Genomic DNA, 24,096 nt, shown 5'->3' on the forward strand with positions numbered 1-24,096 from the left:
TCTCACCGCCAAGCAAGTGACCAGTTAGTTCTCGAGCCAGACGCTATCGGCGAAGTTGAAGCCGCCAAGATTGCCCGTTGGGATGGGGCTCAGCCCCTTCACCTTGCTCGAAATCGCATCGATATAACTGACAAAGGCCGGGATCGCATTCCCGCCCTGCTCGTAGATGATTTTCTCAATCTCCCAGAACAGCTCCTTACGCTTGGCTAGGTCAACGGTGCCGCGCGCAGTATTGATGAGTTGATCGAGCCGCACATCCTTGAATTGGGTATCGTTCCATTTGGCGTCCGACTTCCAAACCAGCGTCGCCATAATACTCTCCGTCGGCCGCGGATTCCATTGAACAGCATGGAAGGGGCGCTTCATCCAGATATTCGACCAGTAGCCGTCGGACGGCTCGCGCTTCAGGTTAATCGTAAGTCCGGCACGAGCGGCCTCGCGTTGCAACAGAAGCCCCATTTCGATGCTATTCTGAACGGCTTCCGAAACGCGGAGCTCAATACTGGCGTTCTCCATGCCGGCTTTTTTCAAGTGGAACTTTGCTTTGTCGATGTCGACCCCGCGCTGCGGCAGAGAGCTGTTGTACACCGGGCTTTGCGGCATCACGAAGTGATCATTCGCGACGACGCCGTAGCCCTTCAAGATCTGATTCACAATCCGTTCGCGATCGAGCAGGTTTTTGACCGCGAGGCGGAAGTCGGGATTGTTCGTTGGCGCCCGATCACACATCATCGCAAACTGAACGAAGCGCGGGCAACGAGTGGAGAAAACCTCAATTCCCGGCGCCTTTTTTGCTTCGTCGAGCGCATTCGGCCGGAGATCCGACATCATGTGAATATCGCCGGCGATCAGGGCATTCAGCCGCGCGACTGGATCTGCGATACCGAAATACTCGATCTCGTCGAGATAGGGTCGCCCCGACTTGAAGTAATTCTCGTTCCGAGTGACAACGGTGCGGACGCCCGGCTTGAACTCTTTGAGCCGGAAGGGGCCAGTCCCGACCGCCGTCGAGAAGTCAGTCGTCCCATTCTTTACGATCAGAAAGCCGAACGTACCGAGCAGAACAGGGATGTCGGCATTCGGCGCGCTGAGTTTGATCCGAACGCCATCCTTTCCATCGGCCGTCACGTCGACAATGTCTTCGACCAGGCCCTTGGAAGCAGAGGCAACCTTCGGGTCCTTATGACGCATGATCGAGTACACGGCGTCCTCAGCATCGAACGTCTTCCCGTCCTGGAACGTCACGCCCTTCCGAAGCTTGAAGTACCACTCGGTTACGTCGCCATTTGCCTCGAATGACTCCGCAAGCTCAGGCACAGCTTCCCCAGCCTCATCGATACGGGTGAGCCCGTTGTAGAGCATGAAGCCGCGCGCATATTCCGAAGTTTGCGCGAATTTCGCAGGATCGAGCGTGTCCTGCGCGCTTTGCACGTGAAGCGCGACGCGCAGCCGCCCGCCACGGGCAGGTCGCGCGAAGGCTTCACGCAGCGGGGACGCGCCGGCTGCGAGTGTCGCGCCTGTAGCGAGCAGCGATTTGTTGAAATCGCGACGATTCGGAATTTGGTTGGCCATCTTGGTCGCTCTCCCGGGATCGTTACTATTCATCTTCATGTACCGCGTGACATGGCGGTACCAGCGTCTTTATTGACATTTTGTCAAACGCTGCCATTTTGTCAACAGAAATCATTCAGGCCGCGACGCGGCGAGAAAGGCAGTTCGTTCGACATGCTGACGCGGAATGCCGATATCCAGCTTCAGTGCGCCATCATCTGACGGCCGATCGCAGCAATGGCCGAAGAGATGACTTTCGGAATTGCCAGCCGGGTTATCGGCCACGCCGTTCACGAGCAGTGGTTCGTGCCCCGTGCAATAAAATGCCTTACCTGCGAACGCGCACGGGACGACAAAACGTAACTTAATGACCGCTGGCAACGCTAGTCAGTAAGCGCTGGCCCCGCTTGGGCCCCAGATCGCACGCAGCATATAGTGAAAATTACGAGGCAGTTGGTGCACGAGAGTCGCGCCGCCCAAGGCGCAGGAGAACAAGAGCAATGCCACTGTCCAATGATCCGCTCCTCCAATTCTGTCAATCGGCTTGCAAATTTGGCTGTGACTCACTTTTGATGCAGTTTTGGGAATGTCTGGCGCATTGATTGCGGGGAGAATCAGCGCCATGCAGCAGGCACTCCAGCGCTCCAGTCTGGTGCCGAGTGGGTTTGTTGTAGAGAGTGCGTACTTCGAAGGTGATAAGGCCGTTATTGCGGTCCGGGCGTCGGGAAGCGTTGGTCTTTGCCCATCTTGCGGAACGGTTTCCCGACGCGTCCATAGCCGGTATCAGCGTCGCGTGACCGATCTTCCCCTTTCGGGGCGGATCGTACAGCTTCTGGTAATTGCCCGTCGATTCCGTTGCGGCGCTGTCCTATGCGGGCGCCAAATCTTCACCGAGCGCTTCGCCGAAGGGGTACTGGCACCAGCGGCGCGACGCACGGCAAAGCTGGACTCTATCGTCCCTCACCTCGGTCTGGCGCTTGGCGGTCGACCGGCAGCAGGCTTCGCAAAGCGGCTGATGCTGCCGGTGAGCAAAGACACGCTTCTTCGCGTGGTCCGACGCCGTAGCCGTCCGCCGGCTGATCCGCTCAGGGTTATCGGCATTGATGATTGGGTCTGGCGGCGCAATCACCGATACGCCAGCATCATCTGCAACCTGGAACGGCGCCGGGTAGTCACCCTGCTCCCGGATAGGGAGCCCGCAACCGCCCAAGCCTGGCTCGCTGCTCATCCCACGATCGCGATCGTTGCCCGTGACCGAGGTGGGGGATATGGCGAAGCGACAGCAAAAGCCTTGCCGCATGCGCTACAGGTCGCAGATCGCTGGCATCTGATGGAGAACGCCAGTCGGGCCTTCCTCGATGCGGTTCGCAAATCGATGCGCGAGATACGTACAGTGATCGGCGCAACCAAGCTGCTAACAGCCGCAGAGCGGATCCAGTATGAGGGTTATCTGCGCCGCGAGGAGACCAATGCGGCCATCCTGGCTATGTCGAAGAATGGCATGCCCATCAAGCAGATCGTACGCCAGACTGGGCACAGCAGGAAGCTGGTACGGCAGGTGATCCGCGGCGAACGACACGATGTCTTCCGGATCCGGCAAAGTTCGTTGGACTTACACTTGCCGTGGCTCGACGATCAGTGGGCGTCCGGCTGCCGAAACGGGGCTGAACTTTGGCGGCGCTTAACGGCGCGTGGCTTCCGAGGCTCGCTCCGCGTCATCAGCGAGTGGGCGACCCGCAGACGAAGGGCTGAAAAGCCTGACGCACGAAACTTTCAACGAATTCCGTCGGCCAGAACGATCGCGCGCCTCATGACAATCGGAGGGGATCTGCTCACGAAAGCGGAGACCGTCACGGTCGCTGCGATCGAAGCTGGCGTCCCGTCCTTGGTCGAGGCCCGCGAGATCATCGCCGAATTCCACACGATGATCCGGCGCAAAGCCGAAGCAGGGCTCACGCCGTGGATCGACCGCGCCCGCGCCAGTCTCGTTACTTCCTTCGCCAGCGGCGTCACGAAGGATGAAGCGGCGGTTCGGGCGGCAATCACTTCGCCCTGGTCCAATGGACATACTGAAGGTCAGATCACCCGCCTCAAGCTCGTGAGACGACAGATGTACGGTCGCGGGAAAATCGATCTGCTTCAGGCCAGGCTAATCGGCGCAGAATAATCGGAGCTGCACCAAAATTGCGTCAGAGCCAATATTGCAAGCCGAATAACACAATTCGTCGCAGTTCGCACCTCGCCGGCGAAATCAAGAAGATGGGGAGCGGACCTCGCGCTCATGCCCGGGATCACGTGGCTCAGACCCTCGTCGGTATCGATATGAGCCCGGATCACGTTGATGAAGTCTATTGTGCCAGAAGCGGTCAGACGCCGCGCGATCTCAAGCCCCTCGTCGCGCGAAATACCGTTCTTCAGACGCTCCCTAATTTAGAACGCCAAAAGAAGCGTCCCGTTCTTCAGAGGCCTGTGAATTTCGATGGGCGCGAACCGGCCGAGAATGTCTCGGCAGCCTTGCTACCCCTCACGAAACGAGCGAGTCGGCGGCAGGCCTCGGCGAGCTGCTCGTCACTCAACGTGAAGGAGAGCCGCACATGTCCTTCGGCACTCTTACCGAAAGCCGATGCGTCGAGCACCGATACTCCCTCCTCTCGAAACAGGCTCCAGGAGAAGTCGTGCGCTGACAGCCCGGTAGCTCTCACGTCGACGAGCATGAACATACCGGCTTCGGGCTTGGCGCACCGCAGACCCGGCACTTCGCTTAGTAGATCGAAGACCAAGTCGCGGCGACGGCGATAAACGGCGCGCATCTCCGCCGTGACCGTGTCGCTCTCGGCGATCGCTTTGAGCGCGCCCTGCATCACGAAACCAGGCAGGCCATAAAGCATGCAAAGTGAGAGATTGCTCATGTGTTCGATCAGGGCAGTGGGCGCTATGGTCCAGCCCATGCGCCATCCCGTCATCGCATGCGACTTCGACAGAGAGCCGATCGTGACGCAACGCTCCGCCATGCCCGGTAGGGCCCCGATCGAGACATGGGGCGCCTCAAAGGTGAGCTCGGCATAGACCTCATCAGCAACGATCCACAGGTCGTGCCGCCGAGCGAGATCGGCGATAGCTTCGAGTTCTTCGTGCGTCATGACGACGCCCGTCGGGTTGTTAGGATTGGCGAAGTAAAAGGCTCGCGTCTTCGGCGTTATAGCCGCAGCCAGCGATTGCGTGTCGAGACGCATTCCTTTTTCGACGGACAGCGGCACCGGGATGAGAGTGGCACCGCTCGCGCCGACGCTCGCATGATAGGTAAGGTAGGTCGGCTCAAGAGTGACGACCTCGTCGTCTTTCTCGAAAAGGCACTGCGCGACGGAGAAGAGGCTGTTCTGCGCGCCACCAAGGACGATGACGTTTTCGGCCGACACCTCCTGGCCAGACAAGCGTGAATGACGCTCCGCGATCGACCTCCGTAACTCGTACCGGCCGAGAATCTCCGTGTAATGCGTATCGCCGGCGCGCAAAGCCGAGACCGCAGCCTCGACGATGGGTGCAGGCGTCGGAAAATCCGGATCGCCGACAGACAGCAGAATCACGTTGTCGCCCCGCAACTTGGCTTTTCGTGCGGCCAAATGAATGTCCCAGGCACTGACGCTGCTGCCGCTGATCCGGTCCACTCGGGACGAATAACGCATTTAGATCCCCCAGGCTCTTGCCCATGGGCGGCCATTTCGTTGGTTGCCGCCTGATTTCAACTGACCGAGTGCTCCCTCCCGGCCGCTTTGACAAAGTGTCATATATTGACATACAAAGTGTCATATGTTGACATAGTGTCAAGACTTTATTCCCCTGATCGGGCACGGCACGGAAAGGTCAATAAGAAAACATCGGCAAGCGGAAGTGACGTTGGGCGACCTCGTCGAAGAAAATACGGTGAGAGATTGGTTGGGCGCGAACCTTGCCGCGACCAGCTTTGGGTATCATTCCGATGTTGAATCACGACTCACGCTTTATGAAAAGTGGGTACTAGTATTGCGGCATGAATGCTGCGTGAGGTTACGGCATCACCGAGCCGGTGCAGAACGAACCCGAGCCCGGGCCCCTGAACCTGAAGATTGCGCCAGGCGAAAAGTACCTGGGCAAGAAAAGACGGTGGCACACGCTCGATGCCGATCCACCGTTACGATCGCGATCGTCCTGGAAATCGGGAAGTTCGTCCTAAATTCCATGGGCTTAGAATCAGATGATCCGACAAGATGGTCATTTGCAGCAGTGGACTGCCCTTACTGGAACGGGAGCCCTGCCGTCGACAAGGCTCCCGCCTGATCTTACGCAGGAAGAACGCCGTTCTTCTTAGCGGTCCAGGTGGCGACATAGTCCATTAGCCCCGGAGACAGGCAATCGTAGGGCGCGAGACCCAAGTCCTTCAGACGGGCGCGCACCTCGTCCATCTTCGTGGGATCGTAGCCACTCTCGATGATCGAGGAGAACGAATGCCGCAAATCCAGGCGGTGCTCAGCCGCTTTCCGTGAAACGCTCGGGATGAATGAAGGACAGCCCCTTGAACGGATGGTCGCGCTCGACCGTGCATGTGCACGCCACACGCCTCGCAGGCATGACGCTGGATCAAAGCCGACGGGTCCACGATGGCAAGCTTGTCTGCATTTTCCGTAACCTCGATGCTCTCACTCGACGGCGACAACGGAGAAGACCGCGCCGGCGGGCTTCCAACACTTCGTGCAGCCGCACGTGTGATTATGCGCAATGTCGCTCTTGACCTCGACCTTCACAGGAGCAGTTACGCATTCACAGACGAGCGTGCCTCCGGAGAACGTCCCCCCTGTAGGTATTCAGCCTTGGTCGACCGACGGATGAATGGCGATAGTTTCCATGGTCCTTCTTCTCCCTGGTTCAGCCGGCGACCGCTTGGCCATGTTAAGTCCGGGTTACTTCTTCAGCTTCTCCGCGTGATCGTCTATCAAAGGAAAGATGAAGAAGTAAGAATGGCGATGGCCATCATGGATTTTAGTCTGAGTGGACCGTCATGGGCCGCATAAATCCGTTCGAGCTCATTCGGTCGCCGCCAATTTGATCGGCTCCGCACTTCGTCGTGTTGACGAGATGGGGAACGTTGCAGGCTCTCGGTTCGATGAATCACAGAACAAATCGCAGCTTAGGCGGCGGAATGACGAATCAAATGTCCTTGGCCAGGCGAAGCGCATCGTAGATCGCCGCGTGCGTGTTTCGGGCCGCTACGGCATCGCCGATGCGGAAAAGCTGGAACCTGCCCTCGGGATTGCGGATGACCGACTGCGGCACGCCGGCGATGAGCTGCTCGTGGGAGAGTTCGCCGTGATTGCGCGAGGCCGGCTTCAATTCGAAATAGAGATCGTCGAGCGGGATTGTCCCATGATTGATCACCACCTGATCGACGAAGCGCTGCTTTGCGACACCGCCATAGTCGCTGCCGATATGCGCGATGAGCTGGTTGTCCTGCTTCTCCACCCCAGCGAGCCTGAAGGTAACGGTGAAGGTCACGTCGAGCTTCTGGAGTGAGCGCATATAGGGCACGAGGTTCATAGCCATCACCTCGGGCGCAAAGGAGCGATCGGGCGTCATGACCTCGACCTTGGCGCCGGCATTCGCCAGGAACTCGGCTGCCTGCAGGCCGGCATGATCGCCGGCATCGTCAAACAGCAGCACGTTGCCGCCCGGCTTCACGTCGCCTGAAATAATATCCCAGGCTGACACGACGAGTTCGTTGCCCTTCGACAACACTTCTGTATGCGGAAGGCCTCCTGTCGCAATGATCGCGACGTCGGGATTTTCGGCGAGGACGGTGTCTGCTTCCGCCCATGTGTTGAAATTGAATCGTACGCCGAGCTTCTCGCATTGCGCCATGCGCCAATCGATGATGCTAATCATTTCGCGGCGGCGGGGGCTCTGGGCAGTCAGGCGAATCTGTCCGCCGGGTTGGCCAGCCGCCTCGAACACGACGACGTCGTGGCCCCGCTCGCCAGCGACCCGGGCAGCTTCGAGCCCGGCCGGGCCAGCGCCGACGACCACGATCTTCTTGGGTTGATCGGTCTTGGCTATCTGGTGCGGCATGGTGAGCTCTCGGCCCGTGGCCGCATTGTGAATGCAGTAGGCCGCGCCGCCCTGGTAAATGCGATCAAGACAGTAATTGGCTCCGACGCAGGGGCGGATGTCATCCTCGCGCTTCTCGATGATTTTTCGGACGATGTGCGGATCGGTCATGTGTGCGCGCGTCATGCCGATCATGTCAACCTTGCCAGAGACGATGGCGTGCCGGGCGGTGGCAACATCCGGGATTTTCCCGGCATGAAACGTCGGGAAGTCTGTCGCGGCACGGATCTCACCTGCAAAATCGAGATGCGGTGAATTTGCCATGCCCTGAATCGGGATGACGTCCGTCAGGCCGGCATCCGTATCGATATGGCCGCGGATCACATTCAAATAGTCGATGAGCCCGCTCTCTTTGAGACGCTTGGAGATTTCGATACCCTCGGCTTTTCCGTTGCCGCCGGGGAGACACTCGTCGGCCGTGTATCGCACGCCAAGGATGAAATTCTCGCCGACGCGCGAACGGATAGCCTTCAGCACATCCATGCAAAAGCGTAGGCGGTTTTCGAGCGGACCGCCGTAGGGGCCGTCGAGCTCATTAGTGAGAGGAGAGGCGAACTGGTCGAGCAAGTGCCCGTAAGCTTCGAGTTCGACGCCGTCCATGCCGCCCGCCTTCATGCGCTCTGCAGCGTCGGCGAAGTCCTTGATGATGCGCTCGATGTCCCAGTCTTCGATTTTCTTGGGAAAGGCGCGATGTGAGGCTTCACGATGATGGGACGGAGCCACCACGGGAAACCAGTCGCCTTTATCCCAGCGCGTACGCCGGCCGAGATGGGTCAATTGGATCATGATGGCCGCACCGTTTTCATGCACGGCATCCGTCATCTGCCTGATCCACGGCACGATTTCATCTTTGTAGGCAAGCAGGTTGTTGAAGACCGGAGGGCTGTCTTTGGAGACCGCCGCGGAGCCGGCCGTCATAGTCAGGGCCACGCCGCCCTTCGCCCGTTCCACCGTATAGGCCCGATAGCGCTCCTTCGGCATACCGTCCTCCGGATAGGCCGGCTCGTGAGAGGTCACGATGATGCGGTTGCGCATGGTGAGGTGTTTCAGGCGATAGGGCTGAAGGAGGGGGTCGTTGGACATGCGCGGGGCTCCGGCTTAGTCAATTATCGGTGACGCTAACGGAAAATGGACACTTGTGTCAATCTGAATGACTCTTATGTCCTCTTCATGGACATTGATGTACAGTTTCAAGCGTCGCGGTCTACCTTTATGAGGACGGTGATGGATCAAACAGTAAGTGACGGCGGCTGGCGCGGATCAGAGGAACTCTGGGTTGAAGCGGCCTACGATTCCTTGCTGGATTCCGGCATAGACGCGGTCAAAATCCTGCCGCTTGCCAAGAAACTCCACCTATCGCGGACGAGCTTCTATTGGTTCTTCAAGGATCGCGAGGAACTTCTCGCAGCCCTGGTCTCGCGCTGGCGCGACAAGAACACAGGAAATCTGGTCAAGCAGTCGGAGGCCTATGCGGAGACGATCGCCGAGGCAATGCTGAACGTCTTCGACTGCTGGCTGGACCAGAAGTTATTCGACTCGCAGTTTGAGAACGCGATCCGAGGTTGGGCACTGCAGTCGCCCGACATACTCGCGGAAGTCCAAAAGGCTGACGTGCTTCGCCTTGACGCCCTAAAGCGGATGCTCCTACGTTTCGGCCACGATGAGATGCTGGCGGAAGTCCATTCCCGTACGGTTTATCTTGTCCAGATCGGATATATTTCTATGCAGACGCGCGAGGATATTACCGTTCGCATGAAGCGAATTCCCGAATATGTGAAGACCTTCACCGGCCAGGCACCGGAGCAAAAGGAGCTCGATCGCTTCTTTGCCCGGCATGGCTTTGCCGGTTGAGCGGGGCGAGCGTGAATGGCCGGGACGTTGCGGATTGGCGTGGTGGGAGGCAGCGACTGGCATGGCGGAGCCATCGCTGAGTCGATCCTAGCTGCAGGCTCGGTCTCAGGCCATTCCTCCGGAGGTGCATCTCGGCCAAACAACGTTCCATCAGTGCTTTCCCGATCGAGACGATCCGGATGACAGCGGAATGTACTCGACCCATGTCCTGCTCGATCGAGCGGATTAGCGTCGGAACAAATCGCCGACGAAGCGCTGCTTCGCGCTTTCAAAAGCCGAGCTCGCGGCCAACTGCGTACGGACTTTCAACTTGCCGCTGTCGCCGGTGATGTTCGCGGCCTGCTTCACCGACTCGAGTTGCGAAGGCGCCTGCATAAGCGTCGAAAATGCGAGTCTCCTCCGGTGACCTAGGCCTAGAGCGGGATGGGTTTAGGTTTGGTCATATCCTGCGTTGGCGAAGTAATTGGCGCATTCAGTCGGTGAGACGGTGCTGAGGATCGGAGCGATAGCATCGTAGACAGCCTCGGTGGTTCGCTGTGCGGCTTTGCGGAGCCAGTGTTTGAACTTGGAGAAGAACTGCTCGATCGGGTTCAGATCGGGTGAGTATTTCGGCAGGTAGAACAGCTTGGCGCCGGCGGCACGGATAGCGCGACGCACGGCGTTGACCTTGTGGGAGCCGAGGTTGTCCATGATGACGATGTCGCCGTGCCGCAGGGTCGGGACCAAAACCTTCTCGATGTAGATAAGGAAGGATTCACCGTTGATCGGCCCCTCGATGAACCACGGAGCGCTGATGCGATCGCGGCGCAAAGCGGCCATGAAGGTCATGGTCTGCCAGCGGCCGTGCGGTACCTTGGCTTTGATGCGTTGACCTCGCAGCGCCCAACCCCGCAGCGGCGCCATGTTGGTCTTGGTCCAGGTCTCATCGATGAACACCAGGCGGGAGGGATCGATCCGATCCCGATACTTGATCCACTGCGCCCGCCGACGGGCGACATCGGGACGATCCTGCTCGGCGGCAATCAACGTCTTTTTTTGTAACTGAGCTTCTCAGCGTGGACGAACTCCCACATCGTTCGGTAGTCGACCTTAAGGCCACGCTCAGCGAGCTCGGCCACCAGCCCACGCACGGTAAAATCCTTCCGGCATCGTTGCATCAGCCAATCGCGGTGCGGCCCTACAATCTTCTTTGGCCTATAGCCGCCGACCTGGTCCGGCTTGACGCTGCCGGTCTCGTGGAAGCGCTGTACCCAGTTGATCGCCGTGCTGATGCCCACCCCAAATTGGGCCGCCGCCTGATGCCGCGACAGGCCGCCTTTGATGACAGCCCTCACCACCCGCTCACGAAGGTCGTTCGAATAGGCTCGTCCCATCCATGCTGGCCTCCTTCCCAGCCAGCATGTTGAATCAGAAGCTTTCTGATTTGGGAATCTGGAGGGTTCTGTGAGGTCGCGCTCACGCGAGGGCGCGGCAGGCGCTTATGACGCGACCTCATTGAAGCCGGATTGAACGAAGGCGCGGGAGGCTATGCGCGATTTTACGCTATGGGGATTGTTTGAGATCGCAAGGCCCGATCTGCTGGCTCGGCGCGTGAGGCAGAGACACGAGATGTGCGCATCGGGGAAGAGTTGAGACCAAACGCGCTTCGCCGGAGATCACGATAGACTTTTTGTTGCATCGGACGGTTGTTGTCGCGCAGTGTGACAGCACGGATTCGACATCGTCCGCGATGATCGAGACGCTGGGAGCGGAATGACGAATGATGATCGTCGTGCACGGCATGACTTGGCTCACGATGTGTCGCATCGGAACGGTGGTGTTCGAGGGCTGGAGCGGCTGAAGCTGTGTCGAAAGCGCTCAATGATGCGCATGACGCCACCACAATCGGCACAGGCAGGAACCTCGGCCCAGGTTTGAGCTTCCGAATCCACAGGCGGCGGCTGGCCATCGTTTGGGGCTGTTCGCTCGCGATCGAGAAGTTCGCGGCAAAGGGCGAGCTTGGCAGCGCGATGGCGGTTGGCCATGAAGCCGAAGTGGCGGATGCGATGGAAGCCATCGGGCAGCGTGTGAAGAAGGAAGCGGCGGATGAACTCGTCGGCCTTGAGCTTCATGATCCTTGTCGCGCCGTTCTGGCGGTAGTCCTTCCAGGTAAAGGCGACGTGATCCTCGTCGAGGGCTACGAGCCGGCTGTTGGCGATTGCAACGCGATGGGTATAGCGGCCGAGATAGGCCAGCACCTGCGCGGGGCCGCCGAACGGCCGCTTGGCATAGACGACCCAGCTGATGCGCCGCATAGCGAGGAGGTGAGCTGCGAAGGCAGCAGGCTCGGCCAGGGATGCGAGATCGCCGAAGAAGTTCAGGGTGCCGGCGTCGAAGGCGGCGGTCAGACGTTCGAGGAACAGGCGTCTGAACAGCCGGGCGAGCGGTTTGACGGCCAGGAAGAAGTTTGGTCGGCTGGCGATCCAGCGCGCGCCATCGGGCGAGAGGCCGCCGCCCGGCACGACACAGTGAATGTGAGGATGATGCGTCAGCGCCTGTCCCCAGGTATGCAGGACCGCGACGCCGCCGATCTCTGCACCGAGCCTTCGCGGATTGGCAGCAAGCGTCGTCATCGCCTCAGCGGCGGCCTTAAACAGGATGGCATAGACGACGGCCTTGTTCTGGAAAGCGATCGCTGCGATCGGTGCAGGAAGCGTAAAGACGACGTGGAAATAGGGAACCGGCAGCAGGTCGGCTTCTCGCGCGGCAAGCCACGCGGCTCGGGCTCGCCCCTGACACTTCGGACAATGCCGATTCCGGCAGGAATTATAAGCGATGCGTGTCATGCCGCAGTCGTCGCAAGCCTCCATGTGACCGCCGAGCGCCTCGGTTCGGCACGCAACGATCGCACTCATCACGCGCCGCTCGACCCGACCGAGATGACCGGCATGCAAACGGCGATAGGCGTCGCCATGCCGGCGCAAGATATCGGCAATCTCGATGGCGGGTCTGTGCGGACGGACGTCGGGGCGGGCCATAACCCGCATCCCGGACGCGTCGTCATACCGGTGGCGTCACCTCCAGCGACAGGCGGTCGAGCGGGCTCTGCGTCGCCCGGATCGTATCGGTGGCGACCTGCGTGTAGCGCGCCGTCGACGACAGGTTATTGTGCCCGAGCAGAACCTGGATGATCCGGATGTCGGTTCCGTTCTCCAGAAGATGTGTCGCGAAGCTGTGGCGCAGCGTGTGCAGCGTGACGCGCTTGGTCAGGCCCGCAGCCTTCACCGCCGACCGGCAGGCGGCATGCAACACGGTCTGATCGATCGGATGGTCTTCGTCGCGTCCCGGGAACAGATAAACCCGCGGCCGGGCGAGCCGCCAGTAGGTGCGCAGGATGCCGAGTAGTTGGGGCGACAGCATCACGTTGCGATCCTTCGCCCCCTTGCCGTGGCGCACCTGGATGACACCGCGAGCACTGTCGATGTCTTCGATCCGCAGTCCCGCGACCTCCGAGGCCCTCAGCCCGGCCGCATAGGCGGTGGTCAGTGCGGCGCGGCTCTTCAGGCTCGATACCGCTTCAAGAAACTGAACCACTTCGTCGGCGCTGAGCACGACCGGCAGCTTGCGCGGTTCTCGCGCATAGGGAATGCGTTCCGGGATCAGCGCCTCGCCAAGAGTAACGCCGTAGAAAAACCGCAGCGCACAGACGATTTGGTTCAGCGCCGGCCATGATATGCCGGTCGAGACCAGATGCACTTGAAAGGCGCGAACGTCTTCCAGTTCCAACCGATCCGGCGATTTGCCGAAATAACGGCTGAACTTCGAAACCGCGCTGATGTAGGATCGCTGCGTCGCCGGCGACAGATTGCGGACGGTCATGTCCTCGATCATGCGGCGGCGAAGAGGGCTCAAATCGGCCATCTCAATACTCCTGTCTGAGAGGGTGGGCTGCAACACCCACATCCTCTCAGGCAGGAGGCGCTCTACGCCACCTCGCCGTTCACGCCGCGGTAGCGGCTTCGTTCAATCCTCAATCGATTCAAACTAGACCCATCCCGCTCTAGTACTCGGAATCATAGCTGAGTGATACGTCGGCTTTTGAATTTGCGCTGGCGGACTTTTTTCTTGGTCCAGACGAAGGGCTCGGCCTTTTCGTTGTATGCGTCGATGTAGCCATCGATGTGCTCCTGGAGCTGCCTAAGGCTTGTGAAGGAAGCGCCGCTGAGCGACTGCCCCTGCAGGATCGAGAACCAAACCTCGACCTGATTGAGCCAGGATGCGCTTGTCGGCGTGAAATGAAAGTTCACATTGGGGTGGGCCTTGAGCCAGTGCTCGTTCTTCTTGTGGGTGTTGAGATTGTCGAGGATGACATGAAGCTGGCGGTCCGGAAAAGCCGAGGTGACGCTGTCCATGAAGTCGAGGAACTCGACGCGCCGCCGCCGTTTTGAATGCGTCGCAATGATCTTTCCGGTCGCAAGCTCGAGCGCCGCAAACAGCGTTGTCGTGCCACGCCGCTTGTAGTCGTGGCTCTGACCGGTCAAGGCGCGGCCATTGGGCAACTTCAGATAGCCTTGCACTCGCTCCAAGGCTTGAATCGAAGGCTTTTCGTCCACGCATAGCACGATGGCCTTTTGGGGCGGGGCGACGTAGAGGCCAACAACGTCGGCAGCTTTGGCCGTAAAGTTCGGGTCGTTGCTCTCGCACCAGGACTTGCGAGCCACGAGGTCGATCTTGTGGCAGCGCAGGAAGCGCCAGACATATTGGACGTCAACATCGCCCAGCGCCTCGGCCAGCAGAGGCCTTGACCGGCGCGGCTTTCACCGGCATTCCACTGTTGACAAAATGACATATTTTGACAAACAGTCAAATCAAGCTTAACGAGGAGCAGTTTGAAATGAACGGTGCGGAAAGCCTGGTCAGAACCTTAGTGAACGGCGGAGTTGAGGTCTGCTTCGCTAACCCAGGCACATCGGAGATGCACTTCGTAGCCGCTCTCGACCGGGTCGAGGGCATGCGCTGCGTCCTCGGCCTCTTCGAGGGCGTAGTGACGGGAGCGGCGGATGGCTACTTTCGCATGAAGGGCACCCCGGCCTCAACCCTGCTGCACCTTGGCCCCGGCTTGGCCAATGGGCTCGCCAATCTTCACAACGCTAAGAAGGCTCATTCCGGCGTCATTAACATCGTCGGTCAGCATGCGACTCATCACATCGCACATAACGCACCGCTAACGTCGGATATCGAAGGCCTGGCACGGCCGATGTCAGACTGGATCCGAACCTCACCGAGCGCCAGGTCGGTCGCGGCGGACGGGGCTGCGGCTATCGCCGCCGCCAGAGGCGCGCCACCGCAGATAGCGACCCTGATCCTGCCGGCCGATACGGCTTGGAACGAGGCTGAGGGCTCGGCTAAGGTACCCGAGGACAAGCCACGCAGCTTCGATCCCCAAGCCGTCGAAACGGCCGCACGCATCCTCCACCGGGAGGGGAGCTCCACTCTCCTGCTCGTCGCTGGCAGCTCGCTCGGCGAACGGGGGCTGGCGCTCGCGGAGCGTATTGCCGGCAAGAGCGGCTGTGCAGTGTTGGGAGAGACCTGTCACCAACGGATGGCGCGCGGCCGCAGCCGCTTTTACGTTGGCAGGGTTCCATACGCGGTCGACCATGCGATCGAAACCTTGAAGGGTTTCAAGCACATCATCCTGGTAGAGTCCAACAATCCCGTCGCGTTCTTCGCCTATCCGAACAAGCCGAGCTATCTCAAAGCCGAGGACTGCGAGGTGCATCGCTTGACCAACTGGGGCGAGCAATCCGTTGAGGCTCTCGAAGCTCTCGCATTGGCCATCGGGGCGACCCCCAAGGACGTCAAGTTGCAGCGGCTTGACGAGTTGGTCAAACCTACCGGCCCCTTAACGCTGGCAGCCATCGCGCAGGCCATCGCGTGCGCGATCCCGGAAAACGCCATCGTTGCAGATGAGTCGATCACCACCGGTCGGGGCTTCTTCCCTCCGACGGCGGCCGCCCCTCCGCATGACTGGCTGCAAGACATGGGTGGGGCAATCGGCTATTCGACCCCGGTCGCTACAGGTGCCGCGGTGGCCTGTCCTAATCGGAAGGTCTTTTGCATGGTCGGCGACGGCAGCGCGATGTACACGTTTCAGTCGCTATGGACGCAAGCGCGCGAGGGGCTCGACGTCGTTACGATCGTGTTCGCCAACAGGAATTATAATATCTTGCGTGGTGAATTCGACAACGTAGGCGCCGGTAAGCCTGGCAAGCGTGCCCGCGATATGCTTGGCATCGACCGACCCACAATCGATTTCGTGGCGCTCGCGAAAGGTTTGGGTGTGCCCGGTTGCGCGGTTCAAACAGCGGACGAATTCAACAAAGCCCTCGCGGAAGCTGTGCAATCGTCTGGACCTTGCCTGATCGAAGTCCCGATTTAGGGCATCGCCGATGCTCCGGTCGGCACCTGTGTTTTCATCACCTGTAGGCCCTCGACCGCCAGTGTCCCTAAGGAATGAGCGATGGCCTTCGGAAAGCCAAGCTCACAAGAACCGCCGGGTATCTAATCGCAGTCGGATCGTGGTTCCGCTGGGATGGCCAACAATGGGGAGAGCTTCGCTGGATCCCGCCCGAAGCGAGTACGACATCAGACGCATGAATCCGGGGGGACCGATTGTGATATTCACAGGCTAAGACGCCTGAACGGCGAAGATCGCGGCGCGATCGGCTCGTGGGTGAGCGCTCGACGCGGATCAAGTAGTTGAGCGATCCTTATCGACATGAGATCGTGACGGCGAAGTGAAGGCACAAACGAAAACTCGACTGGGCAGAATGATATAGGCCTGGGTTGTGACGCTAAAGCGGGCACTTCTGCAAGTATCTCCGGTTTGCGCTTTCTTAGATTCCCGCCACTGAACTCTGGCTCTGACGAGTTTCACTGACGTCTTCAGTCACGAGGCACCGTTAAGCCGCAGCTGGAGGAGATCGATATTCCCCCGGCTGTACATCTGGCGTTTGACTAGCTTGAGCCGAGTAATCCGGGCTTCGGCCTGAACGTTGACCAGGTGCAGAGGGTCGCTGCTCCCACAGCGGCTTCGTCCGGGCGGACGCCCTTCGCAAGGAAGCGACCATGCTATTGGAGGCGCGATCGGGCCATAGTCGGCGACGACGCACACCGTTCTCGATCGCCGCGATCGTGACAGTTTCAGCCTTTGCGAGATCTCTCGCGACCGGTGGTCATCGACCGGGCGATGGTCCGGGCCGACGGGACTCGCGCCAGGCTGCTCTCATCCGCCCTTTTGGCAGGTCGGCGGCGCGCCCATTCCGAGATCACCTTGAGGCCGCAGTGCGTTGCGGCTAGGGGACGCGCCCGACGACTAGGCGCGTGTTCATCGAAAGCCTTTCGCCTTCATCGTGCGCCAGAGAGCGGCTGCGTTACGCGCTCCCACTCACGCCGTGACGCAGTGCGCTTGTTGAAGTCTATCAAAGCTGCTGAGTCAGCACCACGCTTCAGCCATTCTTGCTTGACCATCAGGTCGCGTAGTCTGGGCTTATGCGGTCGAGCCGACGCTTGAGCGCCACCCACGGCCGCTGGCCCTTGGTGCTGGGACTACGATTGGACTGCGTTGCAGTATGAGTGGCGACTTCGCTGGATGGTAGAGCGATCTTTTGTCCGCCCTGCGTTGCTGCGAGCTGGATGCGGCAAGATTGCTCCATATAGTACATGTTAAAGAAGGCTTCAGCGATGGTACGCCCGACTGTAAGCAAACCGTGGTGCTTCAGGATCATTACGTCGTTGTCGCCGAGATCGCGTACCAGCCGTTCGCGCTCGTCGAGATCGAGCGCGATGCCCTCATAACCGTGATACGCAACGCCGCCGTAGAAGCCCATTGAAATTTGATTCAACGGTAATAGACCCTGCTCCTGCGCAGCCACTGCCATGCCCGCCAAAGTATGCGTGTGCATGACACATTGGGCATCTTCCCGATTCATGTGCACAGCGGAATGGATTGTGAAGCCTGCGCTGTTGATCTTGGACTCTTTGTGCTCCTCAATCGCGTGCCCCTCAGGGTCAACGACGACGAGGCTAGACGCCGTGATCTCGTCGAACATCAGTCCGTAGGGATTGAGGAGAAAACGGTGCTCCTTGCCGGGAAGTCTTGCGGAAAGGTGAGTATAGATTAGGTCGTCCATACCGAAATGTGCGATCAAACGGTACGCTGCGGCCAGATCGCAGCGGATCTCCCATTCCTGGACATCAATATTGCGCACTCGCTTTTCTCCTCTTATCAGGCCGAGACCGAGCAAAAACCGACGATCGTGCTATGTGGACCCGAGCCTTGGCGCTTTGGCTCATCGCGGAAACAACCTTTTCGGCACACGAGCATCAGCTCAATCTGGCGTATGTCGGCTCACCGTTCGTTTCGACCGACACAATAGACATCGCATTCGGCCGGCAGCCCATCTTCTCGATCTTGTCTCCGCGCGACATAGCTGCAAGCGCTCGGTCCCGTCGTTGTAAAAGTGATTTCCGCTATGCGGGCACGGCGGTAACAGCGGCTCCATTTCCGCAACAAAGAGCTCGGGTTTTCCGCCGGCCGTTGAGCAAGCTCCTCGAATTTGGAGTAAGTCGCTAGAACCAATAGGGTCACAGCAAGGTCCTAGTCGGAACTGCGCTGCAAATCGCTGACTTTAACGATGTGAGGGCGCGGAAATCCGGCAAATATTGAGCCCAATATGCAGGAATGCAGACTGACATCGAGAAGACCCTGACTGACAATCTGACCGAGCTCGCGAATGAGTCGATCTGTCGAGCCGCGCGTCCCGAATGCAGGGGTATCGTCTTGACCCGTCCGCGGGTCTAGCGCCGTTGCTTGGACTCGGATCTCGCGCACATTTCACTGTGCTTGGGCTGCGGAGAACTCCGTGCGTACCTCGTCCAACAGTTGCCAGGCGTAAGGCGCAAAAGATCGCCAAATATCGACATGAAATGTTTCGGCGGTAGTTCGTGAAAGAAGGACGCTTGCTTTCCCCAAGATGGTACGGGTGCAAGCGCTGACCGGAAACGCCGCTTCGGACAGGTCCAAGGGACAAGCGTGATTTAACACATACTCGCTACGTGGTCCTGAAATCGCAAAGACCTCCGACCGGTGACTAACATCAACAATCGAGCATGGTTGGCCAGCAAGGGCCTTCTGCGCCCTCTCAATGATTCGAGCGGGATCTTCCTCTGAAAGTTGGAGCATCCACTCATCGGGGCCAAGCCAATAAGCCGTGGTTTGTCCGAAAGTCACAAATCGGCACGCTTGCCGAGGCAACGCGATCCCAAGAGCGGCTTCCGCGGCTGAAATGGCTGAACGCCGGCAGCGGAAAATCACTTTGCCGGTACCCGGAAGGGCGCTCATGAATGCTTCCGAAGAAGCCGAAACGGCGCCTCGATCTAGGCCATAAGGTACTTCCCACTCGGACAAGGCGTTTGAACGGTGAATCAGAGGATCAGCCATTGACGCGCTCGTTATTGGGATCAAAAAATACGGGATTAACTACTTCGACCATAACCGAACCACTCGGCATGGGTACGCATACCGTGGTGCCAATTTGCTTTCGGCCGCCTCGAAGCAACGCGAGTGCGATCGGGCGATTAAGGGCGGTGCTCCAGTAAGACGATGTCACGTGTCCGATCATTGTCATAGGAATCGAGCCAGCCGGATCTGCGACTATTTGAGCTCCTTCTTCGAGCAGGGTCTTGCCATCGACGGTCAACAATCCAACCAATTGTTTACGATCGGCTTGTCTCAGTGCAGGCCGAACGAGGGATCTCATTCCAACAAAATCTGGCTTGGCCTTTCCCACGGCCCAACCAAGACCAACGTCATCAGGAGTTACCGTTCCATCGGTCTCCTGACCTACAATGATGTAGCCTTTCTCGGCACGCATCACATGCATGGCTTCCGTGCCGTACGGAGTAATTCCATACGGTTTACCCGCGGTCGCAATCGCGTCCCAGACGGCCAGTCCATATCCTGATGGGACGTTAACCTCGAATCCCAATTCGCCAGTAAAGGAGACGCGGAACAGGCGACTAGGGACGCCGCAAAACTTTCCCTCCCGGATACTCATATGCGGCATCGCTTCGCGAGAAACATCAATATCGGTTAGAGATTCTATCACTTTGCGAGCGTTCGGCCCTTGGACTGCAATAACCGCCCACTGCTCGGTCGTCGACGTGAGCCAGACATCGAGATCAGACCATTCGGTTTGGAGATAATCCTCCATTATCGCCATAACCCGGGCGGCCCCCCGACGTGGTCGTGACATGGAAGCGGTCTTCCGACAGGCGACCTACGACGCCGTCGTCCATGATGAAACCGTCTTCACGCAACATGACTCCATACCGGAGCCGCCCAGGTTGTAGTTTAGTCCAATCATTTATGTACATGCGGTTCATGAATTCCGCGGCGTCTCGGCCGACTACTTCAATTTTGCCGAGCGTGCTGGCGTCAAACATTCCGACGGATTGACGTGTTGCCTTGCATTCACGCCTGACAGCAACATGAATGTCCTCGCCCTCCTTGGGGAAATAGTATGCTCTCTTCCAAAGCGCCACGTCTTCGAAGACAGCCCCTCTGGCTTGAGCCCAGGCGTGGATCGGCGTTTGTCGGACGGGATCGAAAAGCTCACCCCGGGACTGTCCCGCGAATGCGCCGAATGTAGTCGGAGTGTAAGGCGGCCGGAATGTCGTTAATCCAATGCGTGGCACCGGCGCGTCCAATAGGGCTGATACGATGCCGAGCGCATTCATGTTGGACGTCTTGCCCTGATCGGTTGCCATGCCAGTCGTCGTGTAACGCTTGACATGTTCGATCGATCGAAACCCCTCTTGGACCGCAATCGCGATGTCCTTGCAAGTAACATCGTTTTGGAAATCGACCCAAGCTCGAGTTTGAAGTGGACCCTTGCTGCTCGGGACCAGCCCGATGAAGCCGTCAGTTCCGGTGGTCTCGGCTTGGACTTTTATTTCGCGTAGTCGGGTGGTGCGCGTCCCGAACTGGTTAGCTGCCCGCGCTCCGCCGGCCAATCCGTCATCTATTGAGCTCGCGAGATCGTATACACCGCGGCAAGCCCCCACTGAGCGCACCTGTTCAACGCCCTCACCCGGAATGAAGGCCTGCAGTCCCTCATCGTAGATGAGCTTGCCACGCGATTGTGAAAACAAATGCACGCTAGGAGTAAAACCGCCAGACGTCAGTACGAGGTCGCAGGTGATCTCTTCGGCATGTTCTAGAGATTGCTTAAGACTGGCAGGGCCAACCTTAACAGCTTTGACCCGCAAGCGCCCACTCGTCCCAACGACACAACTCCCTAGACGTATCGGAAGATTTGCTGCTCGCGCGCGATCGATCCAAGGCCCCGATGGCGCCAAGCGCATATCGACGATCGCAGAGACAGAAACGCCTGCTGCTTTGAGATCAAGTGCCGCGCGATATGCGCTATCACAGGCAGTGAATACAACGGCACGGTGGCCTGGCCGCACACCATAGCGATTGACGTACGTCCGCGCAGCCTCTGCCATCATAATTCCCGGACGATCATTATCTGGGAATACCAAAGGCCGCTCGATAGCCCCAGTAGCCAGAACGACCTCCTTGGCGCGAACCTGCCAAAGGCGCTCGCGAGGAATCCGCGGGTCCGGCGCCGACAGATGATCGGTCAAACGCTGACACAGACCCAGGAAATTGTGAGGATACCATCCGAACGCAGTGGTCCGGGGCAACAAGGTGACGTTTTGCCGGCTCTCGAGGTCGCGCAACGTTTTTGCACCCCATTCAGCGGCCGGAAGTCCATCGACGGTGGCGGACGTTTCGCTCAACAACGACCCGCCCATCTCCGCCTGTTCGTCGCAGAGAACAACTCTCGCACCTGTCGCAGCGGCGGCAGAGGCGGCGGCGAGACCTGCAGGCCCTGCGCCCACTACCAGGAGGTCACAGTGCGCATAGAGCTGCGTGTATCGATCGGCATCGGCCTCAAGAGGCGCCCTACCGAGACCCGCAGCTCGACGAATGAGTGGCTCATAGAGCTTTTCCCATGCTGAACGCGGCCACATAAATGTCTTATAGTAGAAGCCAGCTCCCAGGAACGAACTCAAGGTTTCGTTAATGGCGCCCACGTCGAAGGAAAGTGAGGGCCATCGATTTTGGCTCTCAGCCACTAAGCCATCGTACAGCTCCACCTGGGTCGCCCTCAGATTGGGTGTATACCTCGCTTCAGATCGACCAACTCCCACAAGCGCGTTGGGCTCCTCTGCGCCGGCAGTCATGATGCCACGAGGCCGATGATACTTGAATGAGCGACCAACTAGATGAACGCCATTGGCGATAAGCGCAGAGGCCAAAGTGTCGCCGACGAGCCCATCATAACTCTTACCGTCGAAGGTGAACTTGATGGCGGCACCTCGGTCGACGCGCCCGCCCGATGCAAGACGGAAGGCTTGAGTCACGTCGGCGCCTCCGTTCTACCGCAACGCGGTTGCTCACCCACTTCGTAACTTTCCAGGATTAAATCCGTGGTCGTATCTCGACGCACATTGAAAAACTTCCCGCAACCATGGACATGGCGCCAGCGCTCCGCGTGCGGCCCCTTATCGTTCGCGCGAAGGTAGAGATACGCAGCCCAGCTCTCATCATCGAGCTTTGAGGGCTCGACCGGCCTCGCAATATGGGCCTCGCCCCCATACGCAAACTCGATCTCCGGACGCGGCCCACAGTATGGGCAAGGAATTAGAAGCATACCCTGAGTCCGTTTCTCAATGGGCGACCGCCGCAGCTGCAGCTTCGTCGATCATGACACCGTCTCTAAATCGCTCGATCGTGAACGGCGCATTGATTGCGTGCGGCTCATTCTTTGCGATGGTCCACGCGAATAGATCGCCCGATCCAGGCGTCGCCTTGAACCCGCCCGTTCCCCATCCACAGTTCAGAAAGAGTCCCGGAACCGGTGTCTTTGCAATGATTGGAGAACGGTCTGGAGTGACGTCGACAATGCCACCCCAGCTCCGCAACATCTTTAGTCGGCGAAACATCGGTAGCAACTCGCAGATGGCGCCTAAGGTATGATTGGCGATGTGAAGCGCGCCCCGTTGCGTGTAAGATGTATAAGCGTCAGTGCCCGCTCCGATAACCATCTCACCTTTGTCGGATTGCGAGATGTACGCGTGAATTGTGTTGGACATCAACACACAGGGAAACGCCGGCTTGACCGGCTCAGATACCAGCGCTTGAAGAGGAAAGCTTTCCAGTGGCAAGCGAACCCCCGCCATCTTCATAATTGGGCTGGTATTTCCAGCAGCTACAACGGCGATCTTGTTTGCTCTGATATAGCCGCGGGATGTCTCCACACCCTCCACAGCACCAGAGAGACAGCGCCTGATGCCCGTCACCTCGCAATTCTCAAGTATATCGACTCCCCGCGCGTCAGCGGCCCGTGCAAAGCCCCAGACAACCGCATCATGCCGCGCCGTGCCGCCCCCGCGCTGGAGCGCACCACCCAGAATAGGATAACGCATAAACCCACCGACGTTCAGGGGTGGACAGAAATGCTTGCATTCTTCGGGCGAGAGCCATTCGTTGTCGACGCCGTTCAGCCGATTTGCATGTATGTGCCGTTTCGCGCTTTGCACGTCATGGATGTTGTGAGCCAGCATCAGCACGCCGCGAGGCGAGAACATGATATTATAATTCAGCTCCTGACTGAGCCGCCCCCACAGCTTCAGGGCGTGATCGTAGAGTCTCGCGCTTTCATCGAATAGGTAGTTCGAACGGATGATCGTCGTATTTCTTGCTGCGTTGCCGCCGCCTATCCATCCCCGCTCGACGACCGCTACGTTGGAAATTCCGTATCGAGTCGCCAGATAGTAGGCGGTCGCGAGCCCATGCCCTCCGCCGCCGACGATGATGACGTCATATTCGCGCTTCGGATTGGGCGAGCGCCATTGGCGTTCCCAATTGGCCTGCCCGCTAAGTCCGCCGCGCAGCAAAGAAAGGCCGGAGAATCTCTTCATAGGACCCTTGTGGTTGAGCCCCGAACGATACCGCGCGGGCGATCTTATGACGAGCACCGAACCGCCATCACGATTGTACGCAAGCGACACGATAGTCCGTTCTGAGATATTTGGGGAATTCGGGCCAAACTCAGCTAGAAAGACCTCCTCGGTACAACGCAACAGGGCTCGAGCTGGCCTGGCCTAACCCGAAAGCGCGAGTGCAGCACCAAGAACAAATAACGCCCCCTGAAGCAAATTGCGCTTCTCGAGGGTTTTCCATGTCATGCCTGCGTCCTGAGAGACGGCTACGCAAATGGTGTGCAGCCCCACCAAAATTGCAGCGATCCAGGAACCAACTGTGAAAACCACTTTAGCTTCCAGCACTGACGCAGCATGAAGGCTGATTTCTACCGGAAGACCCACAAAGGCAAGGCAAATCAGAACCGCCGGCGCTTGATTAGCAAATGCCTTTCGGAAACTTGGGCGCACGACCATGATTCCCTTTGCTCCGAGTCGCTGGCCTATCGTATTATTAACCGTCAT

At 58.8% G+C, this 24,096-nt stretch carries 15 protein-coding genes and 4 pseudogenes; 3 read left to right on the forward strand and 16 right to left on the reverse strand.

Going from position 1 to position 24,096, the window contains the following annotated elements:
- Positions 1 to 24 precede the first annotated feature (24 nt).
- Positions 25 to 1,572 carry an ABC transporter substrate-binding protein gene (locus ACFXS9_RS21895; protein ID WP_392691956.1) on the reverse strand — a complete coding sequence of 516 codons (1,548 nt, stop codon included), beginning with the start codon at positions 1,570 to 1,572 and terminating at the stop codon, positions 25 to 27.
- Positions 1,573 to 1,683: 111 nt separating this feature from the next.
- Positions 1,684 to 1,845, reverse strand: a complete 162-nt coding sequence (locus ACFXS9_RS21900) for a hypothetical protein (protein ID WP_392691959.1) — start codon at positions 1,843 to 1,845, stop codon at positions 1,684 to 1,686.
- Between the two features lie 328 nt (positions 1,846 to 2,173).
- Here ACFXS9_RS21900 and ACFXS9_RS21905 point away from each other — a divergent pair, with 328 nt between their 5' ends.
- On the forward strand, positions 2,174 to 3,718 hold the full coding sequence (locus ACFXS9_RS21905; protein WP_392691962.1) for an ISL3 family transposase: 1,545 nt from the start codon (positions 2,174 to 2,176) through the stop codon (positions 3,716 to 3,718).
- A gap of 292 nt (positions 3,719 to 4,010) precedes the next feature.
- Here ACFXS9_RS21905 and ACFXS9_RS21910 read toward each other — a convergent pair whose 3' ends face one another.
- From ACFXS9_RS21910 to ACFXS9_RS21920, 3 genes and pseudogenes are all read right to left on the reverse strand, one after another.
- Positions 4,011 to 5,216: a pyridoxal phosphate-dependent aminotransferase gene (locus tag ACFXS9_RS21910; protein WP_392691965.1), complete on the reverse strand. Its 1,206-nt coding sequence runs from the start codon at positions 5,214 to 5,216 to the stop codon at positions 4,011 to 4,013.
- Positions 5,217 to 5,867: 651 nt separating this feature from the next.
- A pseudogene (gene gfa / locus ACFXS9_RS21915) lies at positions 5,868 to 6,389 on the reverse strand (S-(hydroxymethyl)glutathione synthase).
- A 343-nt stretch (positions 6,390 to 6,732) separates the two neighbouring features.
- On the reverse strand, positions 6,733 to 8,769 hold the full coding sequence (locus ACFXS9_RS21920) for an FAD-dependent oxidoreductase (protein WP_392691968.1): 2,037 nt from the start codon (positions 8,767 to 8,769) through the stop codon (positions 6,733 to 6,735).
- Positions 8,770 to 8,910: 141 nt separating this feature from the next.
- Between ACFXS9_RS21920 and ACFXS9_RS21925 the strand changes: the two genes are divergently transcribed.
- On the forward strand, positions 8,911 to 9,537 hold the full coding sequence (locus tag ACFXS9_RS21925; protein WP_392699937.1) for a TetR/AcrR family transcriptional regulator: 627 nt from the start codon (positions 8,911 to 8,913) through the stop codon (positions 9,535 to 9,537).
- Between the two features lie 110 nt (positions 9,538 to 9,647).
- Here the strand turns inward: ACFXS9_RS21925 and ACFXS9_RS21930 are convergent.
- The 5 genes and pseudogenes from ACFXS9_RS21930 to ACFXS9_RS21950 form a co-directional block, all read right to left on the reverse strand.
- Positions 9,648 to 9,937, reverse strand: a pseudogene (locus ACFXS9_RS21930) (hypothetical protein); the annotation flags it as partial.
- Between the two features lie 29 nt (positions 9,938 to 9,966).
- Positions 9,967 to 10,910 (reverse strand): IS630 family transposase gene (locus tag ACFXS9_RS21935; protein WP_392691971.1). Its coding sequence is split into 2 segments (ribosomal slippage): positions 9,967 to 10,572 and positions 10,575 to 10,910, totalling 942 coding nucleotides; the frame shifts between segments, so codons are not numbered across the junction.
- 417 nt (positions 10,911 to 11,327) lie between these two features.
- A complete protein-coding gene (locus tag ACFXS9_RS21940) occupies positions 11,328 to 12,554 on the reverse strand; it encodes an IS91 family transposase (protein ID WP_392685342.1) in 1,227 nt (408 codons plus the stop codon).
- Positions 12,555 to 12,576: 22 nt separating this feature from the next.
- On the reverse strand, positions 12,577 to 13,437 hold the full coding sequence (locus ACFXS9_RS21945; protein WP_392685345.1) for a tyrosine-type recombinase/integrase: 861 nt from the start codon (positions 13,435 to 13,437) through the stop codon (positions 12,577 to 12,579).
- A 152-nt stretch (positions 13,438 to 13,589) separates the two neighbouring features.
- Positions 13,590 to 14,327 (reverse strand): annotated as a pseudogene (locus tag ACFXS9_RS21950) (IS630 family transposase); the annotation flags it as partial.
- Between the two features lie 83 nt (positions 14,328 to 14,410).
- Between ACFXS9_RS21950 and ACFXS9_RS21955 the strand changes: the two are divergent.
- A complete protein-coding gene (locus ACFXS9_RS21955; RefSeq protein WP_392699938.1) occupies positions 14,411 to 15,955 on the forward strand; it encodes an acetolactate synthase large subunit in 1,545 nt (514 codons plus the stop codon).
- Positions 15,956 to 17,045: 1,090 nt separating this feature from the next.
- Here the strand turns inward: ACFXS9_RS21955 and ACFXS9_RS21960 are convergent.
- The 6 genes and pseudogenes from ACFXS9_RS21960 to ACFXS9_RS21985 form a co-directional block, all read right to left on the reverse strand.
- Entirely contained in the window at positions 17,046 to 17,786 is a 741-nt protein-coding gene (locus ACFXS9_RS21960; RefSeq protein WP_392691973.1) for a class II aldolase/adducin family protein, read from the reverse strand.
- A 626-nt stretch (positions 17,787 to 18,412) separates the two neighbouring features.
- Positions 18,413 to 19,018, reverse strand: a complete 606-nt coding sequence (locus tag ACFXS9_RS21965) for a sarcosine oxidase subunit gamma (RefSeq protein ID WP_392691976.1) — start codon at positions 19,016 to 19,018, stop codon at positions 18,413 to 18,415.
- A pseudogene (locus ACFXS9_RS21970) lies at positions 19,011 to 22,011 on the reverse strand (sarcosine oxidase subunit alpha). Before ACFXS9_RS21970 ends, ACFXS9_RS21965 begins: the two are co-directional and overlap by 8 nt.
- Positions 22,008 to 22,301, reverse strand: a complete 294-nt coding sequence (locus ACFXS9_RS21975) for a sarcosine oxidase subunit delta (RefSeq protein WP_392691979.1) — start codon at positions 22,299 to 22,301, stop codon at positions 22,008 to 22,010. Before ACFXS9_RS21975 ends, ACFXS9_RS21970 begins: the two are co-directional and overlap by 4 nt.
- A gap of 16 nt (positions 22,302 to 22,317) precedes the next feature.
- Positions 22,318 to 23,571: a sarcosine oxidase subunit beta family protein gene (locus ACFXS9_RS21980; RefSeq protein WP_392691982.1), complete on the reverse strand. Its 1,254-nt coding sequence runs from the start codon at positions 23,569 to 23,571 to the stop codon at positions 22,318 to 22,320.
- A gap of 183 nt (positions 23,572 to 23,754) precedes the next feature.
- Positions 23,755 to 24,048 carry a hypothetical protein gene (locus ACFXS9_RS21985; RefSeq protein ID WP_392691984.1) on the reverse strand — a complete coding sequence of 98 codons (294 nt, stop codon included), beginning with the start codon at positions 24,046 to 24,048 and terminating at the stop codon, positions 23,755 to 23,757.
- Positions 24,049 to 24,096: the final 48 nt, after the last annotated feature.

This window comes from Bradyrhizobium sp. RDI18, assembly GCF_043203335.1.
Classification (GTDB): Bacteria; Pseudomonadota; Alphaproteobacteria; order Rhizobiales; family Xanthobacteraceae; genus Bradyrhizobium; species Bradyrhizobium retamae.

Bases quoted from the DNA above. Each gene is read 5' to 3' on its own strand.
- ACFXS9_RS21895 (WP_392691956.1), bottom strand. From the start codon at position 1,572: ATGGCCAACCAAATTCCGAATCGTCGCGATTTCAACAAATCGCTGCTC.
- ACFXS9_RS21905 (WP_392691962.1), top strand. From the start codon at position 2,174: ATGCAGCAGGCACTCCAGCGCTCCAGTCTGGTGCCGAGTGGGTTTGTT.
- ACFXS9_RS21920 (WP_392691968.1), bottom strand. From the start codon at position 8,769: ATGTCCAACGACCCCCTCCTTCAGCCCTATCGCCTGAAACACCTCACC.
- ACFXS9_RS21925 (WP_392699937.1), top strand. From the start codon at position 8,911: ATGGATCAAACAGTAAGTGACGGCGGCTGGCGCGGATCAGAGGAACTC.
- ACFXS9_RS21940 (WP_392685342.1), bottom strand. From the start codon at position 12,554: ATGGCCCGCCCCGACGTCCGTCCGCACAGACCCGCCATCGAGATTGCC.
- ACFXS9_RS21945 (WP_392685345.1), bottom strand. From the start codon at position 13,437: ATGGCCGATTTGAGCCCTCTTCGCCGCCGCATGATCGAGGACATGACC.
- ACFXS9_RS21955 (WP_392699938.1), top strand. From the start codon at position 14,411: ATGAACGGTGCGGAAAGCCTGGTCAGAACCTTAGTGAACGGCGGAGTT.
- ACFXS9_RS21965 (WP_392691976.1), bottom strand. From the start codon at position 19,018: ATGGCTGATCCTCTGATTCACCGTTCAAACGCCTTGTCCGAGTGGGAA.
- ACFXS9_RS21975 (WP_392691979.1), bottom strand. From the start codon at position 22,301: ATGCTTCTAATTCCTTGCCCATACTGTGGGCCGCGTCCGGAGATCGAG.
- ACFXS9_RS21980 (WP_392691982.1), bottom strand. From the start codon at position 23,571: ATGAAGAGATTCTCCGGCCTTTCTTTGCTGCGCGGCGGACTTAGCGGG.
- ACFXS9_RS21985 (WP_392691984.1), bottom strand. From the start codon at position 24,048: ATGGTCGTGCGCCCAAGTTTCCGAAAGGCATTTGCTAATCAAGCGCCG.